This window comes from Collinsella sp. CM84Y_54 (assembly GCF_036317945.1).
Classification (GTDB): Bacteria; Actinomycetota; Coriobacteriia; order Coriobacteriales; family Coriobacteriaceae; genus Collinsella.
On record NZ_JAWQCX010000007.1, the window covers coordinates 23,085 to 35,113 of the forward strand.

Below are 12,029 nucleotides of genomic sequence, written 5' to 3' on the forward strand. Positions count from 1 at the left end.
AATGTTACAGATTGAGATAAACCCAAGGGGAAGGACCGGTATGTCTCGATCCGTAACGCCAGGGGCCGTTTTTGCCGAGTTGTTGTTACGGATTGAGATATTTCGGCGGGGTGGTTGTGTTTGTCTCGACCTGTAACAGGTAGGACCGTTTTGCCTATGTAGATGTTACAGATCGAGACAATTTGGTCGAAGCGGGCCACAGGTCAATGTATCGGCACAAAAAACGGAGCCGCGTTGCCACGACTCCGCTTTCAAGAGGATGGGTAAAGGAAACGAAATCAGCTCAGGTGCCAAATCTCGTCGTTGTACTGGGAGATCGTGCGGTCAGACGAGAAGGTGCCGGCGTTGGCGATGTTGATCAGTGCCTTGCGCATCCAAGCGTCCTGGTCCTCGTAGTCTGCCAGCACGCGCTCCTTGGTCTGGATGTACTCCTCAATGTCGAGCAGGGCCATAAACCAGTCCTTGCCCTTGATGTCGTCGTGCAGACGCTGCAGGCGCTCGGCGTTGCCGGTCGCCATAAAGGCGGGGTTGGTGATGAAGTCCACCAGCAGCTTGATGCCGGGCTTGCGATAGAGCGCGCCGGCGTCATAGCTGCCGTCGGCGTAGAGCTGTTCGACCTGCTTGGAGGAAGCGCCAAAGGTGTAGATGTTCTCGTCACCCACGAGCTCGGCGATCTCGACATTGGCACCGTCAAGCGTGCACAGGGTCAAAGCGCCGTTGAGCATGAATTTCATGTTGGAGGTGCCGCTCGCCTCCTTGGAGGCCAGGCTGATCTGCTCGGAGATGTCGGCGGCGGGAATCACGCGCTCAGCAGCAGTGACGTTGTAGTTTTCGATCATGACAACCTGCAGGTAGGGGGCCACATCGGGATCATTTGCAATCCACTGCGACAGTGTCAGGATCAAATGGATGATGTCCTGGGCGATGGTGTAGGCAGGTGCCGCCTTGCCGCCAAAGATGATGGTGACGGGGTGTTCGGGTTTATTGCCGTTCTTGATGTCGAGATACTTCCAGATGATGTAGAGCGCGAGCATCTGCTGGCGCTTGTACTCGTGGATACGCTTGACCTGAACATCGATGATGGCGTTGGAGGGAATGGTCACACCCTGCTCGAGCGCCATGAACTGGCGCATGATAGCCTTGGCCTCGGCCTTGGTGGCGGCCAGGCGTTCAAGTACATCCTTGTCATTAGCGAATTCGGCGAGCTTGCTTAGGTCGCCGGTACTGCGCCAGTCGGTGCCGATCACATCGTCGAGCAAGCTGGCAAGCGCGGGGTTGGCGCCATGGATCCAACGGCGGAAGGTGATGCCGTTGGTTTTGTTGGAGAACTTCTCGGGATAGATCTCGTAGAACGGGTGAAGCTCGGTGTCCTCCAGAATCTTGGTGTGGAGTGCGGCGACGCCATTGATGGAGAAGCCAAAGTGAATGTCCATATGGGCCATGTGGACGGTGTCGTACTCGTCGATGATGGCGACGCGTGGGTCGTCGTGCTCGGCCTTGGCAACCTCGTCGAGCTTGACGATGATGTCGGCGATGGCGGGCGAGACCTTCTGCAGGCTGGCGAGCGGCCACTTCTCGAGCGCCTCGGCAAGGATCGTGTGGTTGGTGTAGGCGACCATGGAGCGCACGATGGTAACGGCCTCGTCAAACTCGATGTCGTGCTCGGTGGTGAGCAGGCGGATGAGCTCGGGAATGACCATGGTGGGGTGCGTGTCGTTGATCTGGACCACGGCGTAGTCGGCCAGGTCGTGCAGGTTACTGCCGCGCTCGACGGCCTCGTCGATCAGGAGCTGGGCGGCGTTGCTCACCATGAAGTACTCCTGGAAGATGCGAAGCAGGCGGCCCTGCTCATCGGAATCATCCGGATAGAGGAACAAGGTGAGGTTCTTGGCGATCTCGGTCTTGTCGAAGTCGATGGAGCTGCCGGGGACCAGGCCGTCGTCGACACTTGCCAGGTCAAACAGACGCAGGCGGTTCTTGGTGGGCTGGCCGTAACCGGGCACATCGATGTTGACGAGCTTGGAGGTGACGGCAAAATCGCCAAACTCGACGGTGTAGGAGCGGTCGTCATCGATCAGGATGTCCTGCTCGCCAAGCCACTCGTCGGGGACGGCCTTTTGCTGGTTGTCGGCAAAGCGCTGGCGGAACAGGCCGTAATGGTAATTGAGACCCACACCGTCACCGGTAAGGCCCAGCGTGGCAATGGAATCCAGGAAGCACGCGGCCAGACGGCCCAGGCCGCCGTTGCCCAGCGAGGGCTCGACCTCAAACTCCTCGATCTTGTTGAGGTCGTGGCCTGCGGCGGTGAGCTGGTCCTTAACCTTGTCGTAGATGCCGAGGTCGATCATGTTGTTGATGAGCAGCTTGCCAATCAAAAACTCAGCAGAGATGTAATAGAGCTTTTTCTTGCCATTGTTGAGCGGGCAGGCGGCGGAGCGCTCCTGTACGAGCTTGACCAGCAGTTTGTAAATGCGGCGGTCATCGAGTTGCTCGAGCGAAGTTCCGAAGGATTGCTCGGCAAGATCCGCAAGATCGATACGGGGCATGTTTCCTCCTGTGGTGAGTTGACGACATGTCAGAAATTCAAAAGAAGCCCGCGCGAGGGGATTGGGGTGGCCTCGCGCGGGAAAAGCGGTCGCGTCCGCACGGTGGGGTGGGGTCGGGTCGGGCGCGGTAGCTCCTATTGAGGAAGCTCGATTTCGGCTTCCGACGGGATGCGGAAGTAGGTCTCGGTCCAGTCGGTGAGTTTGTGCTCGAGCTCGCGGGTGATGGCGCCGTCGAGCATGCGCCAGGTCCAGTTGCCGCCCAACGTGGCAGGGGTGTTGATGCGCGCCTCGTTGCCCAAGTTGAGCAGGTCCTGCATGGTGTAGATGCACGTGTCGCTCACGCTGGCGGCGATGGTGCGATTGAGTGCGTCGGCCATGGACTCGCCGGCCTGCTGATGGGTGTACAGGGCTGCCTGCTCGCGCTGACGCGGGGTAGCCGTTCCTTCAAACCAGCCGCGTGCCGTCTCGTTGTCGTGGGTGCCCACGTAGGCGACGGTGTTGGCAATGTAGTTGTGCGGCAGGTAGTACGAGTTGGCGCCCTCAAAGGCAAACTGCAGGATCTTCATGCCGGGGAAGCCCGAGTTGTCGCGCATATCGATGACGCCGGGGGTGAGGAAGCCCAGGTCCTCGGCGATGATGGGCAGCGTGCCGAGCTTTTCCGCGAGCGTCTTGAAGAACTTGAGGCCGGGTCCCTGCGTCCACGAACCGTAGGACGAATCGGGCGAGGAGAACGGCACCTCCCAATAGGCCTCGAAGCCGCGGAAGTGATCCAGGCGGATGACGTCGTACATGTCGAGGGCGGCGCGAATGCGGCCTTCCCACCAGGAAAAGCCGTCGGACTCCATGGCGTCCCAGTCGTAGATGGGGTTGCCCCAGTACTGGCCGGTGGCCGAGAACTGGTCGGGCGGCGTGCCGGCGACGCTTGCGGGATTGCCGGCGGCGTCGATCTTAAAGAGCTCAGGTGTCGCCCACATTTCGACGGAGTCACGCGAGACGTAGATGGGCAGGTCGCCGATGATCAGGATGTCGCGTTCATTGGCATAGGCCTTGAGGCGGCTCCACTGGCGATCGAAGAAGTACTGCGTCATCTGGTGGTAGAGCATACGCGCCGGATGGTCGGCGCAGACCTTGGCGGAAGCCTCGCCGCGGGTACGGAGCTCCGCGGGCCACTCCCAAAACGCCTTGAGACCGCACTCCTCTTTGACGGTCATGAACTCACAGTAGGGGATGAGCCAGTCCTCGTTGGCCTGGATAAAGTCATCAAAATCGGCCGGCTTGTCGGCAGCAAAGCGCTCAGCGGCGCGGTCGAGAATCTGACGGCGACCGCCAAAGATAGCGCCGTAGTCGACATTGCTGGGGTTGGATCCCAGATACACACCATCGATATCGCGCTGCTCCAGATACCCTGCCTCGATAAGCTCGGCAAAGTCGATAAAGTTGGGGTTGCCTGCGCGGGCCGAGAACGACTGATAGGGCGAATCGCCATAGCTGGTCGTCGTAAGGGGCAGAATCTGCCAGTAATGTTGTTTGCACGAGGCGAGAAAATCGACGAAGTCGTAGGCATTCCAGCCAAAGCCGCCGATTCCATATGGTCCGGGCAGAGATGAGACGGGCATGAGGACGCCGCTTGCACGCTCCATGAATGCGCTCACCAACCTTCTTGTTGTGGGGTCGGCCTGCCGATGGGTGTGCAGTCCGCCTCCGATGTTCTGATTCGACACGCCTATTGTAAAACATGTTGTTTAAACATGTACAGGCAAGATAAAAAAGTTGGTCGATTTTCGGCGAATGGCTACATGCTATGAAAAAGCCCCGACCTCACAACGTGAGATCGGGGCAAGAACGGTATGTAGGTTTTTGCTACTCGGCGTCGGCGAAGCCGTTGGGGTTGTGGCTCTGCCAGTTCCAGCTATCGCGGCACATGTCCGCGATGTCGTACTGGGCCTTCCAGCCCATCATGCGCTCGGCCTTGGAGGCATCGCACCAGTTGGCAGCGATGTCGCCGGCGCGGCGCTCGCGGATCACGTAGGGCAGCTCCTTGCCACAAGCCTTGGAGAAGGCGGCGACGACCTCGAGTACCGAGGTACCGGTGCCGGTGCCCAGGTTAAAGATCTCGACGCCGGTCTTGCCGTTCATCCAGTTGAGGGCGGCAACGTGGCCCGAGGCCAGGTCACAAACGTGGATATAGTCGCGCACGCCGGTACCGTCGGGGGTGGGGTAGTCATTGCCAAAGACCTGAACGGCCTCGAGCTTACCCACGGCAACCTGCGCGACATAGGGTACCAGGTTGTTGGGGATACCCTTGGGGTCCTCGCCGATCAGGCCCGACGGATGGGCGCCGATGGGATTGAAGTAGCGGAGCAGCACAACGTCCCACTCGGGGTCTGCGGTGTGAACGTCCATAAGGATCTGCTCAATCATCCACTTGGTCCAGCCATAGGGGTTGGTTGCGGGCTTCTTGGGGTCTTCCTCGGTGACGGGCGGGTTGTCCGGATCGCCGTAGACGGTCGAGGAGCTCGAGAAGATGATGGACTTGCAGCCATGGTTGCGCATGACGTCGACGAGCACCAGGGTGTTCTCGATGTTGTTGTGATAGTACTCGACGGGCTTGCTCACCGACTCGCCGACGGCCTTAAAGCCGGCGAAGTGGATGACGCGGTCGATCTGATGGGTGTCGAAGATCTTGTTCATGGCCTCGCGGTCGAGCACGTTGGCCTCGTAGAAGGTGAGGTTCTTGGCGGCCTCGTCGCCCACGATGGTCTTGACGCGGTCGACGGCGACGGCGCTGGAGTTGGAGAGATCATCGACGATGACGACCTGGTAGCCACCCTCGAGCAGCTGAACGACGGTGTGCGAGCCGATAAAGCCGGCACCACCGGTAACGAGGACGCAGGTGTCTTTGGGGTCGAGTGCTTTGGACATGTAGTCTCCTATCGAATCAGGAACACTTCTTTAGGGGAGTATAGCGCAGGCAGGGACGCCCAAATCGTGCGCTGTAGGAAAAGCAGAGGAGCGTGTTAACGTACTTATAGAAATGCTGCGTGGACATAACCTCGACTTTGGCATTTGCTTACGAGCCGCTGACCTTGTAGTTTCCTGCCGTTCGTGGAAATCGTTGGGACGCGCCATATGTACGCTAATATGTATGAGTTGAGCGACATATAAATAAACATGTAACGGAGTACATATGTCACCAAACAGCGATTCCATCCTTTCCCAGGAGCTCTCGCGCCGCACTGCCCTCAAGGCCTTATTCGGCGCCGCTTCTGCAGCCGTTCTTTTTGGCCTGCCCGCTCGCGCCCGTGCGGCGGAGGCCACCAAGGAAACCACCGATAAGCTCAATGCGGCCCAGGCCCAGCTCGACGAGGTCCAGGCTCAGCTCGACAGCATTGCGAGCGAATACGCGGCGCTGGCCAACAAGAACGCCCAGACTCTCAGCGATATCGAGGGCGTACAGGGCCAGATCGACGACACGCAGACGCAGATTGACGAAAAGAAGGCCGAGCTCAAAAAGAAGCGCGACGATCTTTCCGATCGCGTTTCCGCCAGCTATAAGTCGGGCGGCACCAACATCCTGTCGCTGCTGCTCGCCTCGGGTTCGTTTGAGGAGCTCGTCGCCAATGCGCACTATGTTGAGAAGATCAACAAGAGCGACCGTGACGCCATCGAGGATATCCAGACCATCCAGGAAGAGCTTGATGCGCAAAAGACCGAGCTCGAGTCGCAGAAGGCCGACTTGGAGAAGCTCAAGGACCAGCAGACTGCTCAGATGCAGGACATGCAGACTAAGCAGCAAGAAGTCCAGGCCGTGCTGAGCGGTCTTTCCGACGACGTCAAGGAGCTCATGGCTCAGCGTGATGCCGAGGTCCTCGCGGCCACGCAGGCCGAGGAGGCGGCGAGGAAGGCTCAGGAAGCCGCCGCTGCCGCAGCCGCTTCGAACAAGAACAACTCGACCTCGAGCGGCGGCTCCCATGCTTCTGGTGCACCGCAGCAAAATGTGGGTACGGGCAAGCAGCAGGCCGTGGTTAATGCGTGCTACTCCACCCCCTCGCCCGGTTTGGGCTGGTGCGCCGCTTGGGTTACCAACGTCTTCCGCAACGCAGGAGTGGGCTACTTTGGTGGTAACGCGTGCGACATGTTTAACGCGTGGTGCTACAGTGCTGATCGTTCGACGCTAAAGGTCGGCATGATTGTTGCCGATTCCTCGCATCCCACGACGGGTATCGCGGGCCGACTATATGGTCATGTCGGTATCTATGTTGGCGGCGGCATCGTCATGAGCAACCAGGGCGCTATCACGTCTAAATCGCTCGACTCGTTTATCAGCTTCTTTGGCGGCGGTTCGGGCGTGCGTTGGGGCTGGCTCGGCGGCGTCGTGCTGTCGTAGGTGCGGTTTGAAGCTGGTTGGTCCCGGGCTGCCCGCGCGGCATAAGGTTGCCTGCTCGGACGGTCCTGCGCAAGACGAAGGCCCCTTTCGGGGCCTTCTTTGTTAGAGGAATTCGCCTACTCGGTGGACTTCGGGTTCTAGGTCTACGTCGAACTGCTCTTTGACTTTGGCTTGGATGTCGCGGATGAGTTCGTCGACGTCGGCGGCGGTGGCGTGGTTGGCGTTGACGATGAAGCCGCAGTGCTTTTCGCTCACCTGCGCGCCGCCGACAGCGTGGCCACGCAGGCCGGCATCCATGATGAGCTTGCCGGCAAAGTAGCCCTCGGGGCGTTTGAAAGTGGAGCCGGCACTCGGCATATCGAGCGGCTGCTTGTCTTCGCGACGCTGACGGTAGTCGTCCATGTCGGCCTTGATCATCGCGGCGTTGCCCGGGGCGAGATTGAAAGTGGCCGAAAGCACGACGAAGCCGTCGTCGGCAATGCGGCTCTTGCGATAACCCAGGTTGAGCTCGTCGACATCGAACTCGATGATGCTGCCGCTGCCGCGGGTGCCGTCGTCGAGCATGCGGGCGGGCTTGTAGACGCGCACAGACCCCAGCACATCGGCCATGCAGGCACCGTAGGCGCCGGCGTTCATGTAGCAGGCGCCGCCGACCGATCCGGGGATGCCCGAGATGGGCTCCATGCCGGTGAGACCGGCCTCGGCTGCCGCCGCGGCGACATCGGAAAGCAAGGCGCCGGCTGCCGCCGTGACGTGCGTGCCGTCGACGGTGATGTCGGAGAGGCCCTCGCCCAGCGCCACGACGACGCCGCGGATGCCCTTGTCGCCGACAAGCAGGTCGGAGCCGTTGCCCACGATGGTGAGTGGCAGATCGCAGCGATAGCAGGTATCGAGTGTGGCGACGAGTCCCTGCTCGGTATCGGGCGTGACAAAGACGTCAGCCGGGCCGCCGATCTTAAACGTGGTGTGTTCGCGCATGGGCTCGCTCATCAGCACGTTGTCCTCGCCGGCAACGCCAGCAAGCGCGCACAGCAGGTCCTCGTTAAAAAAGTCGTTCTCGTGCATACGAATATCCGCCTTTTGGTGGTCGTTGTCATCAATCGATTGCAATATACCCCACCCGGACGGATTTGGTGCGCTGGCGGCGATAAAACAGCCGTCCACCGGATTGGTAAAGTGTTTATCACCGAGGTAGAGGGGCAGTCGCTATACTTTCAAGAGATTGCGCGTAAACCTGGAAGGAGCGAGATGGCCAACAAAGTCACCCTCAAGCAGATCGCCCAGGAGGTGGGGCTTTCCCCCTCGTCGGTCTCGCTTGTTCTCAATAATCGGCCTTGTCGCATCTCGGAAGAAAACCGCAAGCTCATCAAAGAGGTCGCGGCGCGCAACCACTATGTTCCTAACCAGATTGCGCGTAGCTTGGTCATGCGCGAGTCGCGCACGCTGGGTCTTATCGTCCCTAACATCGAGAGCCGCTTTTTTGCCTCGCTCGCCGGCAGTTTGGAAAAGCGCTGCCGTGAGGACGGTTACGCACTCTTTATTACCAGCTCGGGCGGAAGCGCCGATGACGATCTTGAGCTGCTGCGCCAATTGGTGACGCGCGGCGTTGACGGCGTCTTTTTGGTGGTGGGTGACGAGTTCTCCGACGACCGCGCCCTGCGCGAAGAAGTCAGCCATCTGCCTATCCCTGCCGTGATGGTCGACCGTGCCATTGAGGGGCTCGAGTGCGACAAGGTGATGTTCGACCACGAGATGGGTGGCTACATGGCCACCCGCTATCTGATCGAGCAGGGTCACTGTCGCATTGCCTGCTTGGTTAACGCGCGCCGTTCCAATACAGGTCGCAAGCGACTTGCCGGCTATGAGCGCGCGCTGCGTGAGGTTGGCCTGCCTATCGACGCACGTTTGGAGTTTGAGAGCGAGTACTACATTCCGAGTGCATACGAGGCCTCGGAGGCGGTACTCGCAACCGACGCCACCGCCGTGTTCGCAAGCTCGGACAACATTGCCCTCGGTTTGCTCAAGCGCTTGCACGAGATGGGGAAGAGCATCCCGGGCGATATCTCGGTGGTGAGCTATGACAACTCGGCGGCAGACGTCCTCTTTGAGCCGGCACTGACCGCCATTGAGCAGGATCCTGGCGTGCTCGCGGAGCATGCTTTTGGCTGCATGTCCAAGCGTCTTGCCGGTAGGGGCGGTAGGCGTGCCGAAGAGGTCGTCCTGGAGCCGGCACTTATCGTTAAGGGCAGCGTGCTCAAGCTTACTAAACACAACTAAACACGTTTATCAATTTGCAGAGACTGAATGTGGAGCACCTGTGACAGGCAATGCCGCAGGTGAATGTCGCGTTTTGTTGATCGATGCGATTGATAAGGATGATAAAACGTTTTTTCACCATGATAAAACGTTTTAGCAAATATACTAGTCCCAACGAATGGTTGCCGTATCGGAGGGTGACCGCACAGCGAAGGGACATAAACAATGGCTAAAACACTGGGGACGCCGTGGCAAAAGCTGGGACACGAGGTGCCGGCTTCCGAGCTCGAGGGCGTCGATCTGTATTGGCGCGCATCGAACTATCTTTCCGTCGGTCAGATCTACCTTCGCTCTAACCCGCTGATGCGCACCGACTTTGTTGATGAGAAAACCGGTGAGGTGCGCGACTTTGGTCGTCCGGACGTTAAGCACCGTCTGGTCGGTCACTGGGGCACCACGCCCGGCATCAACTTCCTGTTCGGTCATGTCAACCGCCTCATCGCCGATCACAACCAGAACGCCATTTTCTTGATGGGCCCGGGTCACGGTGGCCCCGCCGGTACCGCCCAGTCGCTGCTCGATGGTACCTACCGTGAGATTCGCCCCGACATCACCAATGACGAGGCTGGCCTGCAGAAGTTCTTCCGCCAGTTCTCTTATCCCGGCGGCATCCCGAGCCACTTTGCGCCCGAGACGCCCGGCTCCATCCACGAGGGCGGCGAGCTCGGCTACACGCTCAGCCACGCCTACGGCGCCGTCATGGACAACCCGAGCCTGCTGGCCGTGGCCGTGGTGGGCGACGGCGAGTCCGAGACCGGTCCGCTTGCGACTTCCTGGCAGTCCAACAAGCTCGTGAACCCGGCAACCGACGGTATCGTCCTGCCGATCCTGCACCTCAACGGCTACAAGATTGCCAATCCCACCATCCTTGCTCGCGTGTCCGACGAAGAGCTCACCAAGTTCTTTGAGGGCATGGGCTATAAGCCGCACTTCTTTGTCGCCGGTTTCGACGATGAGAGCCATGCAAGCATTCACGCGCGTTTTGCCGCCCTGTTCGAGCAGGTCTTCGATGAGATCTGCGACATCAAGGCCACCGCTATGGCTCAGGCCACTGCGGGCGAGACCGTGGTCCGTCCGGCCTATCCCATGATCGTGTTCCGTACGCCCAAGGGTTGGACCTGCCCCAAGCAGATTGATGGCAAGAAGACCGAGGACTCCTGGCGCGCCCATCAGGTGCCGCTGGCGAGTGCCAAGGACACCCACGAGCACTTCCGCGTGCTGCGCGAGTGGCTGCGCTCCTACAAGCCCGAGGAGCTCTTTACGCCCGAGGGTCAGGTGCGCCCCGAGGTGACGGCCTTTATGCCGACCGGCGAGCTGCGCATTGGCGCCAACCCCAATGCAAACGGCGGCAAGGTGCGCCGCGAGCTTGAACTTCCCGATATTCATGCCCACGAGATTCCCGTCGCAAGCAAGGGCCACGGCTGGGGCTCCACCGAGGCTGCCCGCGTCTTTGGCGAGTACACTGCCGACGTTCTGGCCAAGAACATGGACGATTTCCGCATTTTCGGTCCCGACGAGACTGCGTCCAACCGCCTGCAGGCTGCCTACAAGGTGACCAAGAAGCAGTGGGATGCCGGCTTCTACGAGGACAATGCCAACGACGAGCTGCTGGCCGGTTCCGGTAAGGTTGTCGAGCAGCTGTCCGAGCACCAGTGCGAGGGCTTCCTCGAGGCATACGTGCTCACCGGCCGCTCGGGTGTGTGGAGCTCCTACGAGAGCTTTGTCCACGTGGTCGATTCCATGGTCAACCAGCACTGCAAATGGCTCGAGGCCACCAAGCGCGAGATTCCGTGGCGTGCCCCCATTAGCGGTCTCAACATTTTGCTGTCGAGCCATGTCTGGCGTCAGGACCACAACGGCTTCTCGCACCAGGACCCCGGCTTTATCGACCTGCTGCTCAACAAGGCCAACGACACGCATATCGTGAATGCCTATTATCCGGCCGACGCCAACATGGCGCTTGCCGTTGCCGAGCGCGTCTACCAGTCCACCGACTGCGTCAACGCCATCTTCTGTGGCAAGCAGCCCGCCCCCACCTTCCAGACGGTCGACGAGGCCAGGTCCGAGCTCGCCGAGGGCGTAGCGACCTGGGAGTGGGCATCGACTGCCGATTCGCTCGCCGAGGCCGACGTCGTGGTCGCCACGTGCGGCGACGTGCCGACGCTCGAGGCTTTGGCTGCAACCGACATGCTGCGCAAGCTGGGCATTAAGGTGTGGTTCGTCAACGTGGTCGACCTGCTCAAGATCCAGAACGTCTGCGAGAACGACCAAGCCATCAGCGATGAGCGCTGGGCTGAGCTGTTTGGCCGCGGCGAGAAGCCCGTGCTCTTTGCATTTCACGCCTATGCCGGCACGATCCGCCGTCTGATCTGGAACCGCCCCGGCCACGATGCCTTCCGCGTCCACGGCTACGAGGAGAAGGGCTCCACGACCACGCCGTTCGACATGCTGCGCCTGAACAACATGGACCGCTGGGCCCTGGCCGCCGACGTGCTGCGCCTGGTCGACGCTGATAAGTTTGCCGAGCAGATTGATGAGTGGGAGGCTTTCCGCACTGAGGCCTTTGAGTTCGCGTGCGACGAGGGTTTCGATCACCCGGTCTTTACCGACTGGGTCTGGCCCGACGCCGCAGCCGCAACTGCTGCCGACGGCGCGCTCTCCGCAACGCAGATGACCGCAGGCGACAACGAATAGCATCCGGGACGGTCTCGCGCTGGGGCCGCCTCCGGGCGGGTGCCTCCCTCTGAGAAGTGGGCTTCGCGAACTTCTCAGAGGGAGGC

At 60.3% G+C, this 12,029-nt stretch carries 7 protein-coding genes; 3 read left to right on the top strand and 4 right to left on the bottom strand.

The window, feature by feature from the left end; all coding sequences use genetic code 11:
• Positions 1 to 278 precede the first annotated feature (278 nt).
• The 3 genes from glgP to galE form a co-directional block, all read right to left on the bottom strand.
• Complete coding sequence (gene glgP, locus V2391_RS09555) at positions 279 to 2,546, bottom strand: glycogen/starch/alpha-glucan family phosphorylase (protein WP_329739135.1); 2,268 nt, start codon at positions 2,544 to 2,546, stop codon at positions 279 to 281.
• A 134-nt stretch (positions 2,547 to 2,680) separates the two neighbouring features.
• Entirely contained in the window at positions 2,681 to 4,198 is a 1,518-nt protein-coding gene (malQ, locus tag V2391_RS09560; protein ID WP_329739136.1) for a 4-alpha-glucanotransferase, read from the bottom strand.
• Between the two features lie 208 nt (positions 4,199 to 4,406).
• On the bottom strand, positions 4,407 to 5,468 hold the full coding sequence (gene galE, locus V2391_RS09565) for a UDP-glucose 4-epimerase GalE (protein WP_329739137.1): 1,062 nt from the start codon (positions 5,466 to 5,468) through the stop codon (positions 4,407 to 4,409).
• A 265-nt stretch (positions 5,469 to 5,733) separates the two neighbouring features.
• Between galE and V2391_RS09570 the strand changes: the two genes are divergently transcribed.
• On the top strand, positions 5,734 to 6,933 hold the full coding sequence (locus tag V2391_RS09570) for a coiled-coil domain-containing protein (protein WP_329739138.1): 1,200 nt from the start codon (positions 5,734 to 5,736) through the stop codon (positions 6,931 to 6,933).
• Positions 6,934 to 7,035: 102 nt separating this feature from the next.
• Here the strand turns inward: V2391_RS09570 and murB are convergent, their stop codons facing one another.
• Positions 7,036 to 7,998 carry a UDP-N-acetylmuramate dehydrogenase gene (gene murB / locus V2391_RS09575; RefSeq protein WP_329739139.1) on the bottom strand — a complete coding sequence of 321 codons (963 nt, stop codon included), beginning with the start codon at positions 7,996 to 7,998 and terminating at the stop codon, positions 7,036 to 7,038.
• Positions 7,999 to 8,181: 183 nt separating this feature from the next.
• Between murB and V2391_RS09580 the strand changes: the two genes are divergently transcribed.
• On the top strand, positions 8,182 to 9,210 hold the full coding sequence (locus V2391_RS09580) for a LacI family DNA-binding transcriptional regulator (RefSeq protein WP_329739140.1): 1,029 nt from the start codon (positions 8,182 to 8,184) through the stop codon (positions 9,208 to 9,210).
• Between the two features lie 204 nt (positions 9,211 to 9,414).
• Positions 9,415 to 11,943, top strand: a complete 2,529-nt coding sequence (locus tag V2391_RS09585) for a phosphoketolase family protein (RefSeq protein WP_329739141.1) — start codon at positions 9,415 to 9,417, stop codon at positions 11,941 to 11,943.
• Positions 11,944 to 12,029 lie beyond the last annotated feature (86 nt).

Bases quoted from the DNA above. Each gene is read 5' to 3' on its own strand.
- V2391_RS09585 (WP_329739141.1), top strand. From the start codon at position 9,415: ATGGCTAAAACACTGGGGACGCCGTGGCAAAAGCTGGGACACGAGGTG.
- glgP (WP_329739135.1), bottom strand. From the start codon at position 2,546: ATGCCCCGTATCGATCTTGCGGATCTTGCCGAGCAATCCTTCGGAACT.
- galE (WP_329739137.1), bottom strand. From the start codon at position 5,468: ATGTCCAAAGCACTCGACCCCAAAGACACCTGCGTCCTCGTTACCGGT.
- murB (WP_329739139.1), bottom strand. From the start codon at position 7,998: ATGCACGAGAACGACTTTTTTAACGAGGACCTGCTGTGCGCGCTTGCT.
- V2391_RS09570 (WP_329739138.1), top strand. From the start codon at position 5,734: ATGTCACCAAACAGCGATTCCATCCTTTCCCAGGAGCTCTCGCGCCGC.
- V2391_RS09580 (WP_329739140.1), top strand. From the start codon at position 8,182: ATGGCCAACAAAGTCACCCTCAAGCAGATCGCCCAGGAGGTGGGGCTT.